The following is a 23,633-nucleotide window of genomic DNA, read 5'->3' as shown; positions in this document are numbered from 1 at the left end:
GGGTCATCAATGTTCGAAAAGTACTTGAATAGCTGTAGTTGCGACATGGGTTAACTCACTTCTTACTAAAAAGAAGTATAAGATCACAAACTTAAGTCAAGGTAAAGCTTCGTGATCTTGCCCTGAGGGCTTTGTTTATACCACAGAGATAATTACCGTTATAAAGCAATCCAGGTGGCTTTTAATTCGGTGTATTTATCAAATGCATGTAATGACTTATCGCGGCCATTGCCTGACTGTTTATAACCACCAAAGGGTGCGGTCATGTCGCCGCCATCGTAGTGATTAATCCACACCATACCACTGCGCAATGCTTTAGCGGTTTTATGTGCCTTGCTTAAGTTTGAGGTCCAAACCCCTGCGGCTAAACCGTAAATGGTGTCGTTAGCAATCTTAATCGCTTCTTCCATACCATCAAATTCGATTACCGATAATACTGGGCCAAAAATCTCTTCGCTGGCGATGCGCATGTCATTTTTAACATTACTGAAAATCGTTGGCTGTACATACATACCGCCCGTTTCTGCCATCACTTGCTTACCACCTGTCATTAATGTAGCACCTTGCTCGCTACCGGTTTTAATGTAGTTAAGCACATTGGTCAGTTGTTGTTGGTCAACCATCGCGCCACAGGTAGTCGCAGGGTCTAGTGGATGACCCGGTTGCCAGCCTTGCATTTCTTCAATGATAAGCTGAATTAATTCATCTTTTACGCCCGACTCAACCAATAAACGCGATCCTGCGGTGCAGACTTCACCCTGGTTAAAAGCAATGGCGACGGCTGCGGCTTCTGCAGCGGCTTTTAAATCTGGCGCATCGTTAAACACAATATTAGGGCTCTTGCCACCCGCTTCTAACCACACGCGTTTCATGTTCGACTCGCCGGCATAAATCATCAACTGTTTAGCAATTTTGGTTGAACCGGTAAACACCAACGTATCGACGTCCATGTGCAAGGCTAATGCTTTGCCCACGGTATGACCAAAACCAGGCAGTACGTTTAATACGCCTGCAGGAATACCCGCTTCGAGGGCTAATTGCGCCATACGAATAGCGGTTAACGGTGACTTTTCAGACGGTTTTAAAATGACACTATTACCCGTTGCAAGCGATGGTCCAAGCTTCCAGCAGGCCATAATCATTGGGAAGTTCCACGGTACAATCGCTGCGACAACACCTACCGCTTCGCGGGTGATCATGCCGATTTCGTTGTGTGCGGTTGGAGCAATTTCATCGTAAATTTTATCAATGGCTTCACCAGACCAACGAATTGCGCGTGCTGCGCCAACCACATCTACACCTTTTGAGTGTTGAATAGGTTTACCCATGTCTAACGTTTCAAGTAATGCCATTTCATCAGCGTTGGCTTCAAGTAAATCGGCAAACTTAATCATTACCTCTTTACGTTTAACCGGCGGTAAATTTGCCCAGGTACCGGCTTCAAATACTTCACGTGCATTGGCAACAGCCGCATTTGCATCGACTAAGTCACAGCTAGCCACTTTAACTAATACGCGGCCATCGATTGGGCTAATACAATCAAAGGTGTCGCCAGACGCGGCTGATTGATATTTACCATTGATGAAGGCATTTCCGTTAATTTGCAAACTGGCTGCCAGTGCTTCCCAATCGCTACGACTTGTTGGAGTACTCATTGTGACCTCGAAATAATAAATGGATTGATAAGCATCGCGCCATGTGATGCCAAATAAGGATTTTTGTGTCGTTGCTTAATGAAAAATCGACACGGTTATATTACTGAATATTGTCACCTGATGATGCTTAACAGCAAGCTGTTTTCAATATATTTTACAAAACAGGTACATTTAGTTTAAATAAATGCACAAAACGCTTTAACGTTCATTATTTTTGACATAGCATAGCAAATATTCGTCACTCATAATTTAACCATTATGAGATGAAACAACAACCCACTTGTTACCAATGCAGAGTCGAAATATGAGCGAATATCAGCACAAAGGAACTGGCGATTTATCGCAAACATGGCCAAATATGGATCATTATTGGATGCCGTTTACTGCCAATAAACAATTCAAAACCAATCCGCGGCTATTAGTGTCGGCGCAAGGAATGTATTACACCGACATTGCAGGTAACAAGGTGCTCGATGCGACTGCGGGGTTATGGTGCTGTAATGCCGGCCATGGCAGAGCGGAAATATCCGAGGCAGTCAGTAAGCAAATTAACCAAATGGACTATGCGCCCTCGTTTCAAATGGGTCATCCACTGGCGTTTGAGTTAGCCCATAAATTGAGTCAAATGAGCCCTGACGGATTAGACCATGTGTTTTTTACCAATTCAGGCTCTGAATCAGTTGATACCGCCCTCAAAATGGCCCTTTGCTATCATCGTGCCAATGGCCAAGCTAGTCGCACACGCTTTATTGGCCGCGAACTGGGCTATCACGGCGTCGGCTTTGGCGGTATTTCTGTTGGCGGCATTAGTAATAATCGTAAAACCTTTAGCCAACAGCTGTTACAAGGTGTTGATCATCTTCCCCACACACTCGACATTACTAATAATGCCTTTAGTCATGGCCTGCCGCCACACGGTTTAGACAAGGCTGAAGTGCTTGAACAATTGATTACCTTACACGGCGCCGAAAACATTGCCGCCGTCATCGTTGAACCTATGTCTGGCTCTGCTGGGGTTATTTTACCGCCACAGGGATACCTTAAACGGTTGCGAGAAATCACCCAGAAGCACGGTATTTTACTGATATTTGATGAAGTGATCACCGGTTTTGGCCGCCTAGGTGCCGCCTTTGCCAGTGAACGCTGGCAAGTCACCCCAGACATGATTACCACAGCGAAAGCCATTAACAATGGCGCGATCCCAATGGGCGCGGTATTTGTGAGTAATACCATTCACGACACCTGCATGGACGGCCCTGACGAATTAATAGAATTTTTCCATGGCTACACTTATTCGGGCCATCCTGTAGCTGCAGCGTCAGCTTTAGCAACCTTGTCGATTTATGAAAACGAACAGCTGTTTGAGCGCGCAAAAAATCTTGAAACTTACTTTGAGCAAGCTGTACATAGCCTCAAAGGCCTACCCAACGTAATTGATATTCGTAACACCGGACTAGTGGCAGGCATTCAATTTGCTCCGAGCGACAAAGGCGTGGGTAAACGCGGCTATGGCATATTTGACCATTGTTTTAGAAACGGCGCATTAGTTCGCGCAACGGCCGACATCATTGCACTGTCGCCGCCATTGATTATCGAGAAATCGCAAATAGATGACATGGTAAATCACCTTACCGATGCCATTCACGCCGTGGGATAACCCATTTAACAACAAGGACAGAGTTCATGCTTAATATCAGCCATTTTGTGAATGGGCAACACACCCAAGCAAGCCAACGTACACAAACAATTTACGACCCCGCCACAGGTGAAGCTCGTGGTCTCGTGTCATTAGCCAGTCAAGATGACGTAGCCAATGCCATTAGTGCTGCTAAAACCGCATTTGAAACCTGGTCGCAAGTGACGCCACTGAATCGTGCTCGCGTGTTATTTAAATTTAAAGCGTTGGTGGAACAGCATGTCGATAAATTAGCCGAATTGATTACCCTAGAGCATGGCAAAGTGCTCGATGATGCCAAAGGCGAAATTACCAGAGGCTTAGAAGTGGTTGAATTTGCCTGCGGTATTCCGCACTTATTAAAAGGTGAGCACACTCAGCAAGTGGGTGGTGGTGTTGATGCATGGTCGGTCAATCAAGCATTAGGAGTCGTGGCGGGGATTGCACCGTTTAACTTCCCAGTGATGGTGCCCATGTGGATGTTCCCGATTGCCATTGCCTGTGGTAACACCTTTATTATGAAACCCTCAGAAAAAGACCCCAGCTCAGTGATGTTTATGGCCGAGTTACTTAAGCAAGCCGGGCTTCCTGATGGGGTATTTAATGTGGTTAATGGTGATAAAGAAGCGGTCGATGCGCTACTAACCCACTCTGATATTAAAGCGGTTAGCTTTGTTGGCTCGACTCCTATTGCAGAGTATATCTATGCCACAGCATCAGCCCACGGCAAGCGAGTGCAAGCGTTGGGCGGTGCTAAAAATCACATGTTATTAATGCCTGATGCTGATTTAGATCAAGCTGTTAATGCATTAATGGGTGCAGCATATGGTAGTGCCGGTGAACGTTGTATGGCCATTTCGGTGGTATTGGCGGTGGGTGATATCGGCGACAAACTGGTCGATAAATTATTACCGCAGATTAGTGCATTAAAGGTCGGCAGCGGCATCACCCCTGAGATGGACATGGGACCGCTGATTTCGGCGCAGCATTTAGCCAAAGTACGTGACTATGTTGACGCTGGCATTAATGAGGGCGCTAAATTGGTTGTCGATGGCCGCAACATCAGCATCAGCGACCACCAGCAAGGTTACTTTTTAGGTGCATGTTTGTTTGACCATGTCACCCCACAAATGAGCATTTACCAACAAGAGATATTTGGCCCAGTGTTGGCCATTGTACGAGTAGACACCTATGCCGAAGCATTAGCGCTCATTAACCAACATGAGTTTGGTAATGGCACTGCAATATTTACTCAAAGCGGCCAGGCTGCGCGGCATTTTTGCCACCATGTTGAAGTGGGCATGGTTGGGGTGAATGTGCCAATCCCGGTGCCAATGGCTTTTCATAGCTTTGGCGGTTGGAAACGATCACTATTTGGTCCACTACATATGCATGGCCCAGATGGCGTGCGTTTTTATACTAAACGCAAAGCCATTACTGCTCGTTGGCCGCAAGCAAAAGCCGACTCCAACGAGCCTTCGGCGTTCATTATGCCCACCATGAAATAAGGTCACATTATGAGTAAACACATTGGCGACATTACCTTATTTAGCGATCAAACTACCGAGGTTGAGTCGTATCACTTAGCAGATGAAAAAAGAATAACGGCTAACCCGCTGCAGTCGGTACAAAATCATTTTGAAAGCCCGTGCAAGCAATTCAACGTTGGCGTGTGGCAAAGTGAAGCTGGCAGCTGGAATGTGAGCTACAGCGAATATGAGTATTGCGATATTCTCGAAGGCTGCAGCATCATTACCGACAGTCAGGGCAACAGTTTAACGGTCAAGGTAGGCGATAAATTTGTTATTCCCGCAGGCTTTATCGGCACGTGGGAAGTGATTGAGCATTGTAAAAAAATTTACGTTATGTTTGAGCAACAGCTTTAATAACCATAACGTTTAACCGCCATGCGGTACAGACAGAACCTAACGGTTTTGCTTCTGATAAGTGGCATTAGTGGTCGCAGAGTGCCTAAACACCAGCGACTGCATTTTATGTAAATGGAGATAATATCGTGTCGAAAACATTTAAAAGAACGCGAATTGCACTGTTAAGCGGATTAACATTATCAGCTACCCTACTGGCTCCGCTAGCGACGGCAGAAGTCTCTGGCGCAGTGAGCGTAACCAATGATTACCGCTTCCGTGGTGTATCACAAACCGCTGGCGACCCTGCGCTACAAGGCAATATCGATTGGAGCCATGACAGTGGCTTTTTTGTTGGCGCCTGGGGCAGTAACGTCGATTTTGACGAACCTGGCTACAACGGCCCTGACGTCGAAATAGATTTGTATGCCGGTTACTATGGTGAGATTAACGATGACACCAGCTATGACTTAACCTTGTACCGTTATAATTATCCTGGAGACAGCGAGCTCGACTATTTAGAAGTGAGCGCAGGCATCGACTTTAATGGTTTTAGAGCCGCTTACTGGTTTACTAACGACTATGGCGGAAGTGATCTCGATTTACATTACACCGAGATTAATTATGCTTGGGAATTTACCGAGAATTGGAGTCTAGACCTTCATTACGGTTATAACTTTGGTGACGCTATCGATGATGGCGAAGGCTTTGACAGTTATTCAGACTACTCTATTGGTGTCTCAACCGAGTTTAGCGGCATTGCGGTTTCTGTTGCGTACCTGGACACCGACATTGATGGGGATAATGAAACCAACTCTGGCGTTTATAAAAACTCTGGCACCTTATTGGCCAGTGTTAGCTACGCGTTTTAAGTAAAAGCCAGCTTATCGATAATTTGGTTTGTCGCATTAACCTAAAAACCGCCTTTGAGCGGTTTTTTTATTGGCATATAAAAAGCACCAGTTTTATGTCGCTTATACGGAGCATTGGTTATTATACCTATTCGCATAAATAAGTGACTACTCATTGTAATGGTCACATAAACGTCCGGCGTTTTTTGATTAAGGCGTCGCTATGAGGTCATGGTTGTTCCCTTTCAAATAGCGAGAACGCTGAGCAAAAAACGCGGAATGGTATTATACCAATTCTATTAATTATGTGACCAATCAGAGTCACTCAGATTGTTCAGTTTGAGGCGCATTGTTGAAATAATGGTTATTCCCTTTTAAGGCAATACAACAAAGAAATGAACGGTCTGAGTGTCTCCTGTAAGGCGGGTTTCTGTGTCTTCCATGCTGCTTAATAGCATTTTGACGTACGACTGCATGGATGCAGAAGGTAGAGCAACGCAGGAGCTGTTGCCGAGAACAACTATGTCTACAATTCTATTACTTGCCTAGAAGACACAGAACTCCCGCTGAATGACCAGATAATTAATGGAATTGGTATTAGTATTCGATCTTGCGCATAAATTTCAACAAAATAGCGTTGCATCCCTAATCGACTAGCGTATCTTAATCTTATAGCAAGTATACCCAAACAACCTGAAGATGCTCGATTTCAGCAAGAATTTACACGCGTTTAGGCAAGGCATTGATTGCGGGTAATGGTCGTTCCCTTTCCAAAATCAGCTAAATTAACATAAGCCGCAGCATAAACACGTGTAAAACTTGCCCTTTGGGAGTATCACCGTGTTCCCACTACGTTGTTGCGCTAATTTATAAGGTACCTACATTACCGCATTAACGCGCCTAGTATTGAAAACACGGTGAAGCTCTGAAACACGGATCTTCAAGTTGATTGGGTATATAACAATTACACGGCACAAAGGAGCACGCTATGGTAGATACCATCATTAAAATTTTGGTGATTGTTGGATTGATTTTTCTCGCGTATAAACTCATTTTTAGCAGCAGTAGTGGCTTAACCATTTTTGAAATGCATTTTAAAGACGGCAAGCTCAGCAACCATAAAGGCAAAATTCCAGAACGTTTTGAACGAGAAACCCGTGCCATTGCTAAATCAAACAAACTGACCTGCACCATTAGAGCTGAAAAGTCAGGCCATGTGCGCCTGCACGTATCTGCCAACGTGGGTGATAATTTAACTCAGCAAATTCGTAATCAATTCCCGTTTGAGTATTACGATAAAAAACAGCAAGACTCATCAAAATTGAAAGGCTAGTCATGTTCAGCAGAAACTGCCGGCCATTAACAAAAAATGGACTCAATTGAGTCCATTTTTTGTTAAAGCTGCGAAGATTAATCGGCTTGCTTTGAAATCACTAAGGTCACCTGTGCAACGGTAACACCAAACTTAATAATATCGCTTTTGTTAATAATGGTATTGGGGTCAACCAAAAACATCCAATCGTCAAAATGGACTTCATATTCACTGCCATCGACAGGCAATAACATGTCGTAGCGCCAACGCAGTGCACTGCCACGAGATTCACCTTGCGCAATGCCTAAAATATCATTAGCTGTACCTTGATATGTGCCATTTCCTTTATCGATAATGGTCCACACTCGGGTTTGTTTTTCACCATCATCATAGACAAACCACTCATTGATAACGCCTTGTTTACCTTGTGGTGTATCTTTCCATTGGGCTTCCATAATAACGGTAAACTTACGGGTCACTTTGCCAGAAAAATCTTGTACAACACCTGCGGCCGTTAATTTGCCATCAAAAAACTGAGCTAAATCCAGCTTAGGATTGGTGTCGGCATAGTCGTCAATTGATGCAGATGAACACGACATTGCACCCAAGGCAAAAAGTGCAAATATGGCGCTATGTCGCAATGACTTTTTCCAGGTTGTGACGTTCAATAAATGGGTCAATTTAGATAACATAATTCAGCCTTAATCGTATTTAATTCATGCCAATGAGTTGCAGGCGCAGTTTAGGCCGGCTAGTGTTTTCGGATAACCAAATCGCCAAAAAGTCAGCAGGGAACTGCACATTACTCACTTGAAAATAAGGTTTATCATTAAATAAAAACTCAGCTTGAGTGGCGGTATTGACCATAAAGGTTAATCGGTCACCCTCTTTCACATCGGGCCATGCTTTGGCTAATTGTTCGCGATACTCATTAATTTGTTGTTCAGGTATCCCTAAGTGTTGCCATTGGTCGACGGTGGCATCAATTAAATCTTCTGCTTCAATATTACGGTGATATTCAATCTCAAGTTTTAACGGCAATTGATTAGCCTGATATTTACCGTCACTTGAGTACAGCTTGGCACTGTAGATGTCGAACCACATCATGCTCATACTCGCCGAACCGACCTGACGCATGGTTAAATTGGATGATGATTGATCAGGTGTTGATAGCTCTGATGTTGATAGCTCTGATGTTGATAAAAGTGACGCTTGAACATCGTTGATTTCTATCGCATCTTGATTTGCCATCGCATCACCCATGCTCAGGGTCAAAATAACCATGACGACAGTGGCACCGACTACGCCAAACAGTAACTCCACCAGCCATTGATAAGCACTGCGGGTAACATTAACCGCCTCATTTACCGTTTTCATTGCCGACTCTCCTGAGTAAGATCCGCAGTGTATTCACCGCGACTTATTAACAACAATACGGGAAACAACACACTCCAGATCACTAGCAGCACAATGCCACTGACCCATTGCCCATGTGGCAATAACACTGCACCAAATTCTGCACCTGCGACATAACTTAAGGTACCGAACACACCGCCAAACAGGGCTTGCCAAAACACAGAAACCTTTTGAAAAAACACTAGGCTGTATCTGAGGCTTAATGCAAATGCGAGCCAAAGCAGTGCCAGCCAATACGGTGTCTCGGCAAACACAAATACGCCAAACAAGGTTAATGCGGTGTCGACACTCATGCCAATCACTGCGCACAGACACATAAGCTGCAGATCTTGTCGTGGCGCTTGAGATAAAAGAAAATGACCTAGTATGAGTAAAATAGACAACAAAACAAGCTGGTTACCGGCAAGCACTCCGGCCCACCACACCAATTGAAAAGATAACGCATTTAGGAAAATAAATAGCTTTGGATTAGGCATAACTACCTCGTCGCACAAGCAAGGTTGCTCGCAGGATGCGAGCAACGCATAAGGGACATGATTACAAGCGGTATTGTGGTCTTACTGCAACTAAATGCACCGTACTGGTTGTGCGCTCTAAAAAGCCACCTTCACAGTAACTTAAGTAGAACTTCCACATGCGGATAAAATCATCGCCGTAGTTTAAGGCTTTAATCTTGTCGTAAGCGGCATCAAAATTTTCATGCCAGTGCTTTAATGTACGAGCATAGTCTTTGCCCATATCACTCACAGACCAGGTGACCATGTCGGTCTTTTTGGCAATGTGTTTGGTCATTTCGCTAACCGAAGGCAGACAACCGCCGGGGAAAATATAACGCTGAATAAAATCAACACTTTTACGGTAGCTATTGTAGCGCTGGTCGGCAATGGTAATGGCCTGAATGAGCATACGCCCATTAGGTTTTAATAAGTGTTGTAGCTTTTCAAAAAAGCCACCCAAGTATTCATGCCCTACCGCTTCAATCATTTCAATCGAGACGACGCGGTCATATTCTCCGGTGAGCAGTCGATAATCTTGTTTAAGCAAAGTGATCTTGTCTTCTAGGCCTTCTTGCTTAACGCGTGCTACGGCATAGTCATATTGCGCATCTGAAATCGTTGTGGTTGTGACATTCACGCCAAAATGCTTGGCTGCATATATCGCGAGTGCGCCCCAACCTGTGCCAACTTCTAATAGTGTTTGCCCAGGCGTTAAATCCAAACGTTCGCAAATGGTGTGCAACTTGTGTATTTGCGCCTCATCCAAAGTACTGTCGTCAGCCGGGTATAACGCACTTGAGTACATCATTTCTGGGTCTAAAAACTGCTGATACATGTCATTACCTAAATCGTAATGCGCCAAAATATTGCGTTTAGAACCCGCTTCAGAATTTCGATTTAATACATGCTTTAAACGACTAACACCATTACTCAACCACGAAAAATAACGCTCAATGTTGTCGAGTAATGCTAAGTTGCGCGCAAATACTTGCACGACTTTGGTTAAATCTGGGCTGCACCAGTGACCTTGTATATAGGCTTCACCGGCACCAATTGAGCCACCAAACACCACCTGACGGTAAAAATTAGGGTGCATGACTTGCATCGTTGCATGGATATCACTTTTAATATCGCCAAACTCTGCCGTCTGGTTGCAGTCAACAATCGTTAAATGACCTTCTGCAAGATGTGCGAGTGCACGTAATAAAATTTTTCTTGCCAGACTGTCTGATAAACCAGCTTGAGCCATGCTACTTTCTGTGGCTGTATTTTCCATTTTTTGTCTCCAGTTCATCACTGCGTAGGCTATATCGCCTTATTCACAGTCAATACGTTGCGTCAGTCCATTTGGTTTACAATTGTTTTGCTGACTTGTTAACCATGTTGATTAGATGGCTTGGTCGGCTGTTTACTCACGAAGGGAATACGTTTAACAAACAGCTTGAGTGCTTGCCAGTAAATACCCAACATAATGCTGGCTGTCATAAGCGGAAAATGCAGCATAAACTGCCGCACACTTTTCGCGCTTATGTCTTGGCGTTTAAGTACCACACCGGCATCAAATAATTTATCGTTGTTGGCGTTGCGATTTTCAATAGTCACTTTTAAAAACTTAGCGGGCGCGGTAATTCGCCATAAATAGTGCATGTCTAAATTCATAAATGGTGACACATGGAACACCTTGTCGGTGTGAGTGGTATTAGCGATGTCGACAAGATAACAATGGCGTTCATTCCAGGGTGTGTTGCTCACTTCTGCCAACATATAAACCATTTCGTCATGGTGATAACAAAAGTAAAAATTAACGGGACTAAAATAAAGACCACAATGGCGAATTTGTCCCGAAAAAATCACTCTGTCACATTGCTGGCTCGCGCCTAAATGTTTAATTGTGGCTAATACCCGTTGCTTTAATGCCCGAGCATCATCGCCATGACAAGCAGGAGTCAAGACTAACGCGTCAGAAAATTGCTTATCCAATTCATTTAAATAATCGCTAGGCTTAAATTTTAATGGCGTAAATCGATCAGTCGAAAAAAGTTTACTGGTCGCGCATATGGCATCCACTTCGTCTAAATCAATCGCCATCATCGCCAACTTGTAGCCAAAACTGTGCACTTTAGGCACATGGCGACGATGGCTGACAGTGCCAGTATAAATACCGCTATGTAAGCTCTGTGGCGATGAAGTTAGCGTCATAAAGCGATCCCAAATAAATTGCACACGTCGACAGCACTGCGCACGCCATCTTCATGAAAACCATTGTGCCAATAGGCACCCGCATAATAAGTATGACGTTTACCATTAATTAGCGATTTTTTAGCTTGTGATTTCATGCTGGCATCATTAAACACCGGGTGCGCATAATTAAATTTACGCAAAATTTTTGATTCGTCAATCAAATCAGTTTGATTGAGTGTCACACAAAATGTAGGTGCGTCTTTGGGTAGGCACTGCAAGATATTCATGTTGTAGGTCACACTTGCTGGACGCTGAGCGATATCTAACTCATTTTCACCATCGAGGCGATAGTTCCAACTGGCCCAGGCCGCTTTGCGTTTAGGTAATACGTTAATGTCGGTGTGTAACACCACTTCATTATTTTGATAGGCCATCGGCGCTAATATTTCTGTTTCATCCTGGCTTGGGTCGGTCAGCATGGCGAGTGCTTGATCGCTATGGCACGTCAACACCACATCATCAAACTGTTGCCACTCACCATTTAAGACTTGAATTTGCACGCCTTCGTCATTGCGCTTAATTCCTGTCACCGGCGAATTAAGGTGTATACGCTCTTTAAACGGCGCGGTTAATGCCGGAATATAACTGCGTGAGCCGCCTTCAAGCACATACCATTGTGGGCGGTCGTTAATGTTGAGCAAACCGTGGTGTTGAAAAAATCGAATAAAAAACCTCAATGAAAAACCGCGCATATCTTCAATGCTGGCCGACCAAATCGCGGCGCCCATTGGCAAGATGTAATGCTCACAAAAAAAGGCAGAAAAATCATTTTGATCAAGGTATTCACCCAACGTAGTGCTTGGGTATTTGTCGGCTTCGTAAATCGCTTTACAGCCATTGTTAAAACGCACTATTTCGCCAAGGAATTTGTAAAAACTGGGGCGAAATAAATTACGACGCTGGGCAAACAAACTCCATAAATTATGGCCGTTATATTCAAGTCCAGTAATGGCATTATTAACGCTAAAACTCATCTCGGTCGGCATAGACTTAACATTGAGTTGCGCCATGAGTTTTTCAAAACGAGGGTAAGTGCGGTCATTAAAGACAATAAAACCGGTATCAATCGCATATTGCTTACCAGCAACTTCAACATCTACAGTGGCGGTATGGCCACCAATGTAATCGTTAGCCTCAAAAACAGTCACCTTATGTTGACGGCTCAATAAGTGTGCGCAAGTTAAGCCTGAAATGCCTGTACCAATCACGGCGATGTTTTTCATTTAATAATCCTTGGAGTACGCTATCAAATCATTTTCAGAGTAATTTATTAACTGATTAATTAGACTTTTTTGCCAATAAAGACACTAATAATGACTCGGGTAACAGTGACGCTAATTTAAGTAACCAGGTAAATTTACCTGGAAAGTGAATTTCTTTTCGCTGATTGTTCATGCCATTAAAAATCGCCACTGCGGCTTGCTGGGCTGTAATTTGCATTGGCATCGCAAAATCGTTTTTATCGGTGAGTGGCGTTTTAACAAATCCTGGGCAAATCACGCTAACGCCAATATCGTGCTCGGCTAAGTCAACCCGTAAACTGCGGCCTAAATAACTAATCGCGGCTTTTGATGCGCCATACGCTTCAGCGCGAGGAAACGGTAAATAGGTTGCGCTTGAACTCATTAATCCAAGCTGTGCGCCACTGCTGAGTAACGGTAAGAAATGCTCCAGACAATAGCCCATGGCAACCACGTTGGTGTTTATTACCCGCGCAAACAATGCTGAGTCAAAATGCAATGCATCGTCGATGTACTCGCAACTGCCGGCATTGAGTATCACGTGCTGTAGCTGCCAGTGGTTATCAAGCAGCAACTGCTTAAGCTCAGTCGCTGCAGCTTGCACTTGGGCATTGTCGGTAATATCAAACTCAAGCGCGGTAGCACCGTTGATTTTTTGCAGTGCATCGCGGTTACGACCACAGGCAATAACCGCCATACCTTTGCTGATATAGTGTTCAGCTAACGCCAAACCAATGCCGGAGCTGGCGCCAGTAATTAATACAGCAGGTGATTTTGCGGTTGTCATGACCATTATTTTGCTGCTCTGTTTTTTAGCAATCCGATTAAACCGCCTAAAAAAGGCACTTGCTCATAAAGCATTTGACCTAAATCAAAGTAGTCTCGGTGAGCGTAAATTTTGTCATCAAATTTAAGCTGCGACATGCCTTCAACGTGGATTGTTTGACCTTTATTAAGCTTGGGATGCGAATAAGCCATAGTCCAATATAATGCTGCCTGGCTGTTGTTATGGCTCACAACTACCTCGTTAATATCAAACTCGATGTGAGTGACATTAAGGTACATATTGGCAAAATATTGAGTGAGATCGTTAATACCACTGACTTGATGCATGGGGTCGCGAAACATAATGTCGTCTCGATACACTTGGCGCAGTAAAAACAAATTATCTTTATTAAGCTGCTGATACATATCAATAAAGGCATCAACAATAGCAGGATGACCATTACTAGGGTTGGTATTTTCGCCCTTTAACGGTTTTGATGAAATATCAACTATCGACTGTGCGCTTTGCATTAACAGACTCCTATTACGCCATTACGGTACCTTAAGCAAACACATATACAACAATGCCTTATATCACAATAAGATAAAAGTGTTTCATGCAGCTAAAGCAATACTAATTCAATTACATGTTGATACGAAATAAGGCAAAATGCAGATCACTATGGTAGGTAAAAAGCAAAACGCCCAAGCTAAGCTTGGGCGTTTGTCATTCAATGGCTCAACAAAACAAATTAATAGCCGGTTTTTGCTACCGGTTGCCAATGTTTATCGACCTCTTCTTTAATAAAGGCTTGTTTCGCTTTAATGGCGTCAGCTTCAATAAATCCGATGGCTGCGTGGGCTTTTTCTTTGGTGCTGTAATCTGGATACTCCACTTTTTCAACTGAAAGTTGATTCAACACTCTTGCTAGTGCTTCACGGCCATACGTAATCTGCTCGGTTGCCATGTCAAGTAATGCAACACCTTCTTTAGGGTTATGAGCATATAAACCGTGCGATGCCATAGCAAAGTCCCAGCGCCACTGTGCATGACGAATCGCCATAATCGAATCGTTCATTTGTGGCCATGTTGCCCCGGCATCCCATGCCGCTTTCGCTTCATAATGTGCCTGAACTAATAAAGACTCTACGTTACGTGCTTTGGCTTCAATATTGGCTTTGGTTTTATCGAGCTTTTTCACCATGGCTGCTTTACTGCTGTGACAACTGGCACAGGTTTGCTCAAAGTTATCCATGGCACCAGCCACTTTATGATCGGTAAACGTATTACCCTGGGCATCTTTTGTTGCTGGCATATGGCAAGTAATACACGTTACGCCTTTTTTAGCATGAGTAGAACGGCTCCAATGCTCAAATTCAGGATGACGAGCTTTTAAAATTGGTGTTTTTGAAATCGGGTGGATCCATTCATAAAAACGACGAGTATCGTAATATTTTTCAATGTCATCAGCGGTACTACCGAAAATCCAAGGGATATTAACCTTGTTACTTTTCTCGGGTTGGAAGTAATACGTCACATGACATTGACCGCATACCTGTGCACCTTGCATGGTGGTGTCTTGTTTATCAAATGGCAGTTTAATTTTTGCCATCGCATCTTGTGCATGTGGGCGCGGTAATGCCAGTTTTTCACTGCCGTCAACATGGCAATCACTGCAATACACCACAGATTTTATCTCGCGGCCTAAATCAACAAAGTTAGCCCCTGAATACCCTTCGATCCCCATTTCTTTCATTAATCTGGGTGCATCTGGGGTTTTACAGGTCCAGCAACTGGCCGATAAGCCTTTATCACCTTCAGCAATTGCCACACCGGTACGTAGGGTATGAGTCACATCGGCTACTGCAAACTGGTGGCCACGCGGGCTATGATACTCTTTAGCAAAAGATGAACCGGCCCACAAAATAATGCTGGCAGGGTATTGCGCCAACATGTCTTCACGCTCTTCTTGCTCAACCGTTGCCTGCCAAGAGTCAAACTGATTAGGAAACTTGATTTGGTTTGGATCGACCTCTGCGCTTTGCAAAGACCAAGATGTCAGGGTTAATAATGCCAACCCAGCAGCAAGCACTATCAGCCCAAGCTTACTGCGTAGTGGACGAGAAGCTTTCATCATTACTTCTACTAGTAAATTAATCATACAGTTTGCCTTTCACCAGAAATCATCGATATAAATTGAACATTACCCAGGACGACCATCGAGTCGAGGACGCATTAAAATAGGCGCATAAAACCACACAAACATCCCAAAGCCGATAAACCAAAACATCCCAGCAATCCATAACCACATTTGGGTGTGCTCTGGCATGAATAACGGCATTATTGCCCTAAACACGGCGGCTAACGCGATGCTCAAAAAGGCTAATGTCATATTAGGGCCTTGATAAATATTACGGCTAGTGTGGCCCAGTGATACGCGCGAGATCATCGATAAACACAATGCTGCAATACCGCCCACTGCAAAAAGATGTAATAGCGTGCGATAGGCATATTCGTTATTAATATTGATTGCCATCAAAATAAGCGTGATAGGCAAAGATAAATACGCTAAATGCAAAGACCAGAGCATGGGTTCTTTTAGCGTTTTATGCGCTTGCCAACGAGCAAAACGAATAAGGTGTAATCCACCAGCAACTGCCAGTAATATCTGCTCAATCCCCTTCGGAAGCCAGTGACTTACAGCTTGTATAAACAATATTCCCATCGTCAATAATAACGTGTTTTCTAATATACTAATGGGATCTGGCTTCGGTTGTTGAATACGCATTGCAGTAAAAAATGGAATGACTCGGCCACCCACAATGGTGATGATCATGGCGACCCACCAAATCATTCCCTGCCATAGCTGAGTTGAAAGTGAAAAATCGCGTTGATACAGCGCATAATAACTGACGAGATTAACCACAAGAGCCACCACTAGCAGCAATGGAAAACCGATATTACGCCATTGTTTTACTGGGTAAATACAGCGCCACAATGCCAACGCACTCAAGCCTAAAAATAAGCTGTCGAATAAGGCAGGAAGCACTAATGGAATATTCATTGGCAGAAGCAGCATTAATCGAGCAATGAGCCAGCATGCAAATGTCAGCATCAAACTGCGGCCTTTAATCGTCGGTTGATTAGTCCATGCCTGCACTGCGGTCAGTAAAAAACCACACACGATGGCCATGGCAAAACCAAACAGCATTTCATGCGGGTGCCACCATAACGGCACCACATTGGCCCAAAACTCACTGTTAAATAAACTGTATTGCGGCGTAAACCAGCCCATTAACCATAGCGGAATGTACAACGCAGCCAAAACAGCACCGCCAAGGAAAAATGGCCTAAAGCCTAAACGCCAGATCGCAGGGGTGTTATCAATTTCAGCAGGATCATCAATATTTAGCATAAGCAGCACACTCGTTTAATGAGTTAAAAGCATAAGACTTAAACATGCATAACATATAAATCTTTAATTGAGGCCATTGTATGCTGCCCAATACATTACTTCAATCATTCCCCTTAGCTAATGCAAACTAAGCTGGCCATACTGTGATCTAACGCAAAAAAGCCAACACCGATTTCGGTGTTGGCTTTTATTTATCGTGCTAAAAAAATTAAAGAAAACGCTAGTTAACCGCGCTTGAGTGCACTCAATACTTCAATGGCTCTTAAGCGTGCCATTTTGTGTTCCACAATTGGCTTGGGATAACCCTGGTTGTCCGGTTGAGCAAATAAATCATTCACGTTAACCGATTTAGGCTCATGGATATCTTTAATAGACCACCGGGCAATTTCAGGAATATAACGCTTAATAAAGCTGGTGTCGGGGTCAAATTTACTGCTTTGCATCATCGGGTTAAACACCCTAAAGTAGGGCTGAGCATCGCAACCGGTTCCGGCAGACCATTGCCAACCACCATTATTAGACGCTAAATCACCGTCAATCAGTTGTTGCCTAAAGTAGCGTTCGCCCCAACGCCAATCGACCAATAAATGCTTGGTTAAAAAGCTCGCTACCACCATGCGTAAACGATTGTGCATCCAACCGGTTTGATTTAATTGACGCATCGCGGCGTCCACTATCGGGTAACCGGTTTGGCCATCACACCAGGCCTTAAACTCTTGTGGATCATTGCGCCACACAATACCATCACCCAACTCGTTAAAGTTATGCTCCATCGACAACCGTGGAAAAGCCACCAGCAAATGACGATAAAACTCACGCCATATCAATTCGTTCAGCCAGGTTTTAGCAGGGCTGGTATCGTCAACTAACGCCTCTGGATAACGCGCTAGAATTGCCGCGACACACTGGCGTGAGCTAATAATACCAAGCGCTAAAAAAGGCGACAAACGACTGGTGCCGTCAAGCGCAGGGAAGTCTCTTTCTGCCTGATAGTCAGCCACTTGGTTTACTAAAAACTGATCTAATATTCGTTTGGCTGCGCCCTCGCCTGCAGTCCATTGTTCGCTGCTACGTTTAGCACAATTAAATTCAATATTGGCAGGCAATGCTAATGACGCTGCGACGGGAGCAGGTGCTGCAACAGGAAATATGGCTTTTTGGCTGGCAATACTTTTCCACTTTTTAGCAAATGGCGTAAACACCTTGTACATGTCGCCAGACAAGTTAAGCACCTCTCCGGCAGCAAATACACAATCTTGATTGATTAATGTCAGCGGCACACCATGTTCAATTAATTGCGCATCACGGCGACGCTCATTAATTTCAGGTTCGCTGCCAGCAAACACAGCATCAATATTGTGCTGCTGTAAATAGTCATTTAACGCGGCGTGAGTATCACTAAACAATTGCAAATGAATGACATCTAAAGCAATACCTAAAGCGGCAAGCGACTGAGCTAACAAATTAACGTGACGCTCTATAAAATCAATTTGTATTGGCGCAACATCATGCTGCGCCCATTGCGACGGCGTCACAATGTATAACGCTCTCACCTGACCTTGATGTTGTTTGGCAAACTCACAAGCAGCCACTAACGCAGGGTTATCTGCAACTCGCAAATCTTGCCTAAACCACATCAGGCTATTCATATTACTCATTAATACTCGACCTAGTAGGCATAACGAAGCTTAAGCGCTTCAGGATGCGGATTTAAATACACTTGCTCTTGAATATACGGTGTATGAAATTCACGTACATAGTGGTTAATTAAGGTAATAGGTACTAATAAAGGCAATAATCCCTGGCGGTATTTTAAAATCGATTCACTCAATTCTTCTTTTTGATCTGCACTTAATTGCTTCTTAAAATAACCTTGAATATGTTGCAATGTGCTGGTGTGATTTTTACGCGTCGCAATAATTTTTAACGCCGTCATAAAGCCTTCGAAATACTGCTGCGCCGTTTGTTCAAGATCTTGGATGTCGGCTAATATTGGACCTAACTCGCGATACCATTTAGGGCTATGAGCCATGAGCAAGTATTTATAACGCGAATGAAACTGCATTAGTTTGTGTTTAGTTAGCCCAGACTGGTTCATTTTTTTCCAATCGTTGTAAGCAAATACGCGAGTAAAAAAGTTTTCTCGGATTGGTAGATCGTGTAAACGCCCTTCTTCTTCTACTGGCAAAAACGGGTAACGTTCCATTAATATTTTTGCAAAAACACCAACGCCTGTCTTACTGCCGTTATTAGTGCCAATTTTATATTCGGTTACGCGCTCCATTCCGCAGGTTGGCGACTTTGCACATAAAATATAACCGCCTAGATAGTCGAGCTCTTCTACTTTGCTTCGAGAATATTCATTAAGCTTATCAGTCACGTCTAACGAGCCATCAGCACTTCTAATGTGCACAATGTCGCCGTCGCGAATTTGACGAATACTTTTGCGTGGTGCACCCATGCCAATCGCCATTTCAGGGCAAACAGTGGTGTATTCAAAAAACGGTTCAATTTCTTGTTTACAGTAATAAGAGTTTTTATGGCCGCCATCAAAACGAACTTGATTGCCCAATAAGCAGCTGCTGATCCCAATTTGGATTTTTTCTGGCACAAATGTGACTGTATCTGGCATTTATAATACTCCTGAGACCGAATTGATTTTGCCTGTTTTCAAGCAAATCATACCCACTTATTGTGGGTTTAATGTTTCATAGTACGAAATGAAAATGAATTAAGTTCATTATTTATAGAACGTTTTCAGCTAAATTTGAAGCATAAAAAAGCAGAACCGAGATTCTGCTTGTCTATTTAGTTAAATAGTGAGGTCGTTGTACTTAACCAACCTGCGCCTTCGCTTTATGACCTACGTATTCAAGGCCCCACACCAAGACAATACCGACCAGCGCACACACTATGGCCATGACAATTTGTGATGACTCACCAGTGACTTGTTCAAACTGAAACGGCGATAAGTTTTGCTCCAGTAAAGGCACTTGTTCACCTTTACTATTTTCGCGCCAGCTAATCACTTCTTTCCACGGCCAAATTTTACCTAATGTACCAAGCATCAACCCGGTTAAAAACAGCACAGTGGCATCGTGAAACTTACGCAGCAAGGCCGATAGCACATGGCTAAAACTGAGTAAACCAATGGCAGCGCCTGCAGCAAAACACGCTAGATAAATAATATCGAACCCTTTAGCTGCTGCGAGTACCGCAGGATACATGCCTAATAACAGCAAAATAAAGCTGCCAGAAATCCCCGGTAAAATCATCGCGCATATTGCAATGGCGCCGCAAAAGAAAAAGTTAAGATAAGTAATCTGCAATTCAATGGGGTGCAATACCGTAATGGCCCACGCAAAGGCCACCCCAAGGGCAAACATGACAATACGCAGCGCCGTGTACCTTTCTACCTGCTTTAACATGTGCACAACAGAGTAAATAATTAATCCAAAAAAGAACGACCATACCGGAATGGGATGGGTGGCCAATAGCCACGAAATCAACTTAGCTAAGGTAAAAATACTGGTTAAGATACCGCCAAACACACACAGCAAAAATGGCCCGTTAATGTGCATAAAGGCCGCTTTAATCCCCTGCTGCTTAATAATGCCAAACAAAGATAAATTGATTTTGCGGATACCGTCTAACAATGGATCTAATATCCCGGTAATAAATGCAATGGTTCCACCAGAAACGCCCGGCACCACATCGGCAGCCCCCATGGCCATACCTTTGATATAATTCAACAACAAGTTCGATTTCAAAATTTATCCTTAACTATTGAGCACTGGCAAAATTATACCTGTCGCCAAGCAAATGAGCGATGAAAAAGAGTGCCTAACGCTTCACCCAAGGTTACAACAATGTTAATCTCATCCGACCAGGCAACATCTTTATTCAATAATCCGAGTTTTTAATATGACACCAACTAAACCTAATAAAGTCATGTCACTGTACAAAAAAGTGACCTCATACCCTTTTGGCAAACATATTTTTTCTAAAATGGTCGCCCGCATGGCGCCCTATTTTGGCACGGTTCATCCGTACATTAACGAACTAAAGGTTAATCGTTGCGAATGTTTAATTAAAAAACGTAAAAAAGTGCAAAACCATATTGGTACCGTACATGTTATTGCGATTTGTAATGGCTTAGAAATGGCAATGGGTACCATGGCCGAAGCTTCTATTCCTGCGCATTTACGTTGGATACCTAAAGGAATGTCGGTTGACTATACCGCTAAAGCAGGGACTGATATTCTGTGTGTCGCAGAGGTAACACCAGAGCAGTGGCAAGTGGGTGATATGTTAGTGGACGTAAAAGCCTATGACACTAATGGTGTGGTCGTCGTACAAGGCCACATTAAGCTGTGGATTTCTGAAAAACCGAAAAAATAGTTATAAAATCATAAACAATCATAAGATAATCAAATTTATTATATTTTTTGCTAGGGAAGCATAATGTTAAAAAACGATCTCGCAAGTGTAAGTAATAATCACCTGGGTAAAATTATTCCAGTATCGATATTGTTAATCATGCTTATCAGCTTATATGGCAGCTGGTATACGATTGACCAAGGCGAACGCGGCGTATTATTGCGTAACGGTAAAATTATCGATACCGCAGAACCTGGGCTTGGGTTTAAAATTCCATTAATGGACACTGTGGTAAAAATCTCAACTCAAACTCACACCGCAAGTTATCAAGCGCTGCAGGCCTATAGCCGCGATCAGCAACCTGCTACCTTACGTGCGTCAGTGACGTTTAGTGTGCCGCCTGATCGCGTTGAAGAAGTGTATGCCAAGTTTAAAGGCATCGACTCAATGGTTTCACGCTTGCTCGATCGCCAGGTGCCGACTCAAGTTGAGAACATTTTTGGTAAGTACACCGCCATCTCGGCGGTTCAGGAACGTATTAAGTTTGGTATTGACGTGACAGATGCCATTACCAAGTCAATCAAAGGCCCAGTAACGATTACCTCGGTACAGATAGAAAACATCGATTTTTCTAATGCTTATGAAAAATCGGTAGAAGACAGAATGCGCGCCGAAGTTGAAGTGCAAACCCAATTGCAAAATCTTGAAAAAGAACGTGTTAGCGCGCAAATTGCCGTTACTCAAGCACAAGCAGAAGCTGACTCTCAGTTAGCGCGTGCCATTGCAGAAGCCGAAAGTATTCGGATTAAAGGTAATGCTGAAGCGTCAGCAATTAAAATCCGTGCCGAAGCTTTAGCACAAAATCAAAACCTGGTTGAGCTAACCAAAGCTGAGCGTTGGGACGGTAAGCTGCCAACCACCATGCTACCGACTGGCACGATCCCGTTTTTAGAAGTACAGAAAAAGTAATCCATAACCTTAAGTCAGCGTTGTGGATGCGTTTAATCCTCAATAACGATTAACATCTTAAAAAACCAAGCACAATGCTTGGTTTTTTTATTGCCTCACGCGTAAATTAGCTAAAGCTTTAATCATCCAAAAGGACTTCTGCGATTAACAGTGTAACTCACATGGACGAGCAATCTGCTTCGACTCAACCACAACGCCTAGCCAACCTTGATACCATTCGTGGTGTCGGCGTACTGGGTATTTTCTTTTTAAATATCTACTTTATGGGCAATAGCTTTTTTGGCTATGCGCCGCATGCTGTGCAGCCGGTTAGCGACATTACGATTGAGCTGTTGAGTAACTTTTTCCTGGAAGGCCGTTTCTTTAGCTTATTCGCAATGTTGTTTGGCGCGGGTATGTTAATTCAATTTCAAAAATACCAATCTGAGTTAACTCTTGGTTCATCACAAACCTTTCTCAAGCAACAAAAGTGGCGCTTATATTGGCTGATTATATTTGGGATTCTTCACGGGATTTTTATTTTCCCAGGCGATATTTTATTGTCTTATGGCATTAGTGGCTTATTGGCTTTTAAGTATCGCTACCTCGATGCAGATGCATTAATCAGGCAGGCAAAATGGTTTATTTTTATGTCGCTTATTCCAATCACCTTGATATCGCTCACGCCAGACGACCAGGTATACCTGCGTGACTCCTCACTCTTTATTGAACAATTATCAGCATGGACGGGCAGCTATTCAGAGCAATTAGTGCTGCACCTAATGATGTTTGGTTACATGGTGATGGTCATCCCACTGACACTGATGTGGTTTATTGCTGGGCTGATGTTAATCGGCATGGCACTGTATAAACGCGAAGTATTTAGCAAGGGATTAGACGCCAAGACACTCAAACAAAGTCTCTTTTGGGCTGTGACGTTATCATTAATCGATTCAGTATTGAGCTTTAGCGGTAATACCCTATTAGTGGCACTCTCTGACGTGATTTTACTGTTAAGCGCCATCGCCTGTGCTTTGGTGTATATCCATATCATTTGTTTGTTGTGTAAAAACAGCTCACAGCGTTTAAGCGCGCTGCAAAACGTCGGTAAACTGGCATTCAGTTTGTATATTCTACAGTCCATTGTTGGGATTATACTGCTCCGCTACCTTGCCCCTGAATGGCAGAAACAGCTAGATAGAACGGGCTATATGTCTATCGCTGTCATTTACACAATGGTGCAACTATTGCTAGCGCATTGGTATTTACGTTATTTCAAACAAGGTCCACTGGAAAAGCTGTGGCGCTATTTAGTGCTAAGATGTGGCTAATCGCTGTAGCCATTGAGAGCAACAACACCTCGTCACCTGT

General features: G+C 43.5%; 22 protein-coding genes. 8 read left to right on the top strand and 14 right to left on the bottom strand.

The features are described 5' to 3' along the window. Positions 1-158: 158 nt before the first annotated feature. Entirely contained in the window at positions 159-1,655 is a 1,497-nt protein-coding gene (locus tag AC19MV_RS16570; protein WP_432399386.1) for an aldehyde dehydrogenase, read from the bottom strand. Positions 1,656-1,959: 304 nt separating this feature from the next. On the opposite strand from AC19MV_RS16570, the gene aptA reads away from it, so the two are divergent. The 5 genes from aptA (at position 1,960) to AC19MV_RS16545 (ending at position 7,379) form a co-directional block, all read left to right on the top strand. Continuing rightward, positions 1,960-3,312 carry an omega-aminotransferase AptA gene (gene aptA, locus AC19MV_RS16565; RefSeq protein WP_498308889.1) on the top strand — a complete coding sequence of 451 codons (1,353 nt, stop codon included), beginning with the start codon at positions 1,960-1,962 and terminating at the stop codon, positions 3,310-3,312. Between the two features lie 26 nt (positions 3,313-3,338). Then, positions 3,339-4,838: a CoA-acylating methylmalonate-semialdehyde dehydrogenase gene (locus AC19MV_RS16560; RefSeq protein WP_498308887.1), complete on the top strand. Its 1,500-nt coding sequence runs from the start codon at positions 3,339-3,341 to the stop codon at positions 4,836-4,838. 9 nt (positions 4,839-4,847) lie between these two features. Continuing rightward, on the top strand, positions 4,848-5,216 hold the full coding sequence (locus AC19MV_RS16555; RefSeq protein WP_498308886.1) for a cupin domain-containing protein: 369 nt from the start codon (positions 4,848-4,850) through the stop codon (positions 5,214-5,216). Positions 5,217-5,344: 128 nt separating this feature from the next. Continuing rightward, complete coding sequence (locus AC19MV_RS16550; RefSeq protein ID WP_498308884.1) at positions 5,345-6,067, top strand: TorF family putative porin; 723 nt, start codon at positions 5,345-5,347, stop codon at positions 6,065-6,067. A 967-nt stretch (positions 6,068-7,034) separates the two neighbouring features. Continuing rightward, entirely contained in the window at positions 7,035-7,379 is a 345-nt protein-coding gene (locus AC19MV_RS16545) for a DUF3634 family protein (RefSeq protein WP_498308882.1), read from the top strand. Positions 7,380-7,456: 77 nt separating this feature from the next. Here AC19MV_RS16545 and AC19MV_RS16540 read toward each other — a convergent pair whose 3' ends face one another. The 13 genes from AC19MV_RS16540 to AC19MV_RS16480 form a co-directional block, all read right to left on the bottom strand. Then, positions 7,457-7,957 carry a DUF3833 domain-containing protein gene (locus AC19MV_RS16540; RefSeq protein ID WP_498308901.1) on the bottom strand — a complete coding sequence of 167 codons (501 nt, stop codon included), beginning with the start codon at positions 7,955-7,957 and terminating at the stop codon, positions 7,457-7,459. A gap of 112 nt (positions 7,958-8,069) precedes the next feature. Next, the gene (locus AC19MV_RS16535) at positions 8,070-8,735 is read right to left on the bottom strand and encodes a chalcone isomerase family protein (protein ID WP_498308881.1); all 666 of its coding nucleotides are present in this window, start codon (positions 8,733-8,735) and stop codon (positions 8,070-8,072) included. Next, positions 8,732-9,250 carry a DUF2878 domain-containing protein gene (locus AC19MV_RS16530; protein ID WP_498308879.1) on the bottom strand — a complete coding sequence of 173 codons (519 nt, stop codon included), beginning with the start codon at positions 9,248-9,250 and terminating at the stop codon, positions 8,732-8,734. The genes AC19MV_RS16535 and AC19MV_RS16530 overlap by 4 nt, the downstream gene beginning before the upstream one ends. A gap of 61 nt (positions 9,251-9,311) precedes the next feature. After that, positions 9,312-10,547: a class I SAM-dependent methyltransferase gene (locus tag AC19MV_RS16525; RefSeq protein WP_498308877.1), complete on the bottom strand. Its 1,236-nt coding sequence runs from the start codon at positions 10,545-10,547 to the stop codon at positions 9,312-9,314. Between the two features lie 98 nt (positions 10,548-10,645). Continuing rightward, entirely contained in the window at positions 10,646-11,470 is an 825-nt protein-coding gene (locus tag AC19MV_RS16520) for a DUF1365 domain-containing protein (protein ID WP_498308875.1), read from the bottom strand. Continuing rightward, the gene (locus AC19MV_RS16515; RefSeq protein WP_498308873.1) at positions 11,467-12,735 is read right to left on the bottom strand and encodes an NAD(P)/FAD-dependent oxidoreductase; all 1,269 of its coding nucleotides are present in this window, start codon (positions 12,733-12,735) and stop codon (positions 11,467-11,469) included. Before AC19MV_RS16515 ends, AC19MV_RS16520 begins: the two co-directional genes overlap by 4 nt. A gap of 55 nt (positions 12,736-12,790) precedes the next feature. After that, positions 12,791-13,546 carry an SDR family NAD(P)-dependent oxidoreductase gene (locus AC19MV_RS16510; RefSeq protein WP_498308871.1) on the bottom strand — a complete coding sequence of 252 codons (756 nt, stop codon included), beginning with the start codon at positions 13,544-13,546 and terminating at the stop codon, positions 12,791-12,793. After that, positions 13,546-13,944: a nuclear transport factor 2 family protein gene (locus tag AC19MV_RS16505; RefSeq protein WP_432399507.1), complete on the bottom strand. Its 399-nt coding sequence runs from the start codon at positions 13,942-13,944 to the stop codon at positions 13,546-13,548. The genes AC19MV_RS16510 and AC19MV_RS16505 overlap by 1 nt, the downstream gene beginning before the upstream one ends. 326 nt (positions 13,945-14,270) lie before the next feature. Next, complete coding sequence (locus tag AC19MV_RS16500) at positions 14,271-15,680, bottom strand: ammonia-forming cytochrome c nitrite reductase subunit c552 (protein ID WP_432399398.1); 1,410 nt, start codon at positions 15,678-15,680, stop codon at positions 14,271-14,273. A gap of 42 nt (positions 15,681-15,722) precedes the next feature. Then, complete coding sequence (locus tag AC19MV_RS16495) at positions 15,723-16,934, bottom strand: NnrS family protein (protein ID WP_498297061.1); 1,212 nt, start codon at positions 16,932-16,934, stop codon at positions 15,723-15,725. A 224-nt stretch (positions 16,935-17,158) separates the two neighbouring features. Next, complete coding sequence (gene phrB / locus AC19MV_RS16490) at positions 17,159-18,592, bottom strand: deoxyribodipyrimidine photo-lyase (protein ID WP_498308869.1); 1,434 nt, start codon at positions 18,590-18,592, stop codon at positions 17,159-17,161. An 11-nt stretch (positions 18,593-18,603) separates the two neighbouring features. Continuing rightward, positions 18,604-19,566 carry a YbgA family protein gene (locus AC19MV_RS16485; protein WP_498297057.1) on the bottom strand — a complete coding sequence of 321 codons (963 nt, stop codon included), beginning with the start codon at positions 19,564-19,566 and terminating at the stop codon, positions 18,604-18,606. A 202-nt stretch (positions 19,567-19,768) separates the two neighbouring features. Beyond that, positions 19,769-20,704 (bottom strand): polyprenyl-phosphate transporter, encoded by a 936-nt coding sequence (locus AC19MV_RS16480; protein WP_498308867.1) that lies wholly within the window; start codon positions 20,702-20,704, stop codon positions 19,769-19,771. A gap of 154 nt (positions 20,705-20,858) precedes the next feature. Here AC19MV_RS16480 and AC19MV_RS16475 point away from each other — a divergent pair, with 154 nt between their 5' ends. The 3 genes from AC19MV_RS16475 to AC19MV_RS16465 all read left to right on the top strand — a co-directional run bounded on the left by AC19MV_RS16475 (position 20,859) and on the right by AC19MV_RS16465 (position 23,593). Beyond that, positions 20,859-21,335 (top strand): hotdog fold domain-containing protein, encoded by a 477-nt coding sequence (locus tag AC19MV_RS16475; RefSeq protein ID WP_188954569.1) that lies wholly within the window; start codon positions 20,859-20,861, stop codon positions 21,333-21,335. 63 nt (positions 21,336-21,398) lie between these two features. After that, positions 21,399-22,283 carry a prohibitin family protein gene (locus AC19MV_RS16470; protein ID WP_432399402.1) on the top strand — a complete coding sequence of 295 codons (885 nt, stop codon included), beginning with the start codon at positions 21,399-21,401 and terminating at the stop codon, positions 22,281-22,283. Between the two features lie 161 nt (positions 22,284-22,444). Then, the gene (locus tag AC19MV_RS16465) at positions 22,445-23,593 is read left to right on the top strand and encodes a DUF418 domain-containing protein (RefSeq protein WP_498308865.1); all 1,149 of its coding nucleotides are present in this window, start codon (positions 22,445-22,447) and stop codon (positions 23,591-23,593) included. The last annotated feature ends 40 nt before the right edge of the window (positions 23,594-23,633 follow it).

It is taken from the genome of Shewanella sp. MF05913 (assembly GCF_059758095.1).
Note: the sequence above shows the minus strand (reverse complement) of the source record. Positions and strands in the feature narration are given on the sequence as shown.

What these genes read in the sequence shown, in the direction of transcription:
- AC19MV_RS16535 (WP_498308881.1), bottom strand. Translation starts at nt 8,735, where the DNA reads ATGAAAACGGTAAATGAGGCGGTTAATGTTACCCGCAGTGCTTATCAA.
- AC19MV_RS16520 (WP_498308875.1), bottom strand. Translation starts at nt 11,470, where the DNA reads ATGACGCTAACTTCATCGCCACAGAGCTTACATAGCGGTATTTATACT.
- AC19MV_RS16515 (WP_498308873.1), bottom strand. Translation starts at nt 12,735, where the DNA reads ATGAAAAACATCGCCGTGATTGGTACAGGCATTTCAGGCTTAACTTGC.
- AC19MV_RS16505 (WP_432399507.1), bottom strand. Translation starts at nt 13,944, where the DNA reads ATGTATCAGCAGCTTAATAAAGATAATTTGTTTTTACTGCGCCAAGTG.
- AC19MV_RS16570 (WP_432399386.1), bottom strand. Translation starts at nt 1,655, where the DNA reads ATGAGTACTCCAACAAGTCGTAGCGATTGGGAAGCACTGGCAGCCAGT.
- phrB (WP_498308869.1), bottom strand. Translation starts at nt 18,592, where the DNA reads ATGAGTAATATGAATAGCCTGATGTGGTTTAGGCAAGATTTGCGAGTT.
- AC19MV_RS16555 (WP_498308886.1), top strand. Translation starts at nt 4,848, where the DNA reads ATGAGTAAACACATTGGCGACATTACCTTATTTAGCGATCAAACTACC.
- aptA (WP_498308889.1), top strand. Translation starts at nt 1,960, where the DNA reads ATGAGCGAATATCAGCACAAAGGAACTGGCGATTTATCGCAAACATGG.
- AC19MV_RS16495 (WP_498297061.1), bottom strand. Translation starts at nt 16,934, where the DNA reads ATGCTAAATATTGATGATCCTGCTGAAATTGATAACACCCCTGCGATC.
- AC19MV_RS16470 (WP_432399402.1), top strand. Translation starts at nt 21,399, where the DNA reads ATGTTAAAAAACGATCTCGCAAGTGTAAGTAATAATCACCTGGGTAAA.
- AC19MV_RS16465 (WP_498308865.1), top strand. Translation starts at nt 22,445, where the DNA reads ATGGACGAGCAATCTGCTTCGACTCAACCACAACGCCTAGCCAACCTT.
- AC19MV_RS16530 (WP_498308879.1), bottom strand. Translation starts at nt 9,250, where the DNA reads ATGCCTAATCCAAAGCTATTTATTTTCCTAAATGCGTTATCTTTTCAA.
- AC19MV_RS16485 (WP_498297057.1), bottom strand. Translation starts at nt 19,566, where the DNA reads ATGCCAGATACAGTCACATTTGTGCCAGAAAAAATCCAAATTGGGATC.
- AC19MV_RS16560 (WP_498308887.1), top strand. Translation starts at nt 3,339, where the DNA reads ATGCTTAATATCAGCCATTTTGTGAATGGGCAACACACCCAAGCAAGC.
- AC19MV_RS16500 (WP_432399398.1), bottom strand. Translation starts at nt 15,680, where the DNA reads ATGATTAATTTACTAGTAGAAGTAATGATGAAAGCTTCTCGTCCACTA.
- AC19MV_RS16475 (WP_188954569.1), top strand. Translation starts at nt 20,859, where the DNA reads ATGACACCAACTAAACCTAATAAAGTCATGTCACTGTACAAAAAAGTG.
- AC19MV_RS16510 (WP_498308871.1), bottom strand. Translation starts at nt 13,546, where the DNA reads ATGGTCATGACAACCGCAAAATCACCTGCTGTATTAATTACTGGCGCC.
- AC19MV_RS16525 (WP_498308877.1), bottom strand. Translation starts at nt 10,547, where the DNA reads ATGGAAAATACAGCCACAGAAAGTAGCATGGCTCAAGCTGGTTTATCA.
- AC19MV_RS16540 (WP_498308901.1), bottom strand. Translation starts at nt 7,957, where the DNA reads ATGTCGTGTTCATCTGCATCAATTGACGACTATGCCGACACCAATCCT.
- AC19MV_RS16545 (WP_498308882.1), top strand. Translation starts at nt 7,035, where the DNA reads ATGGTAGATACCATCATTAAAATTTTGGTGATTGTTGGATTGATTTTT.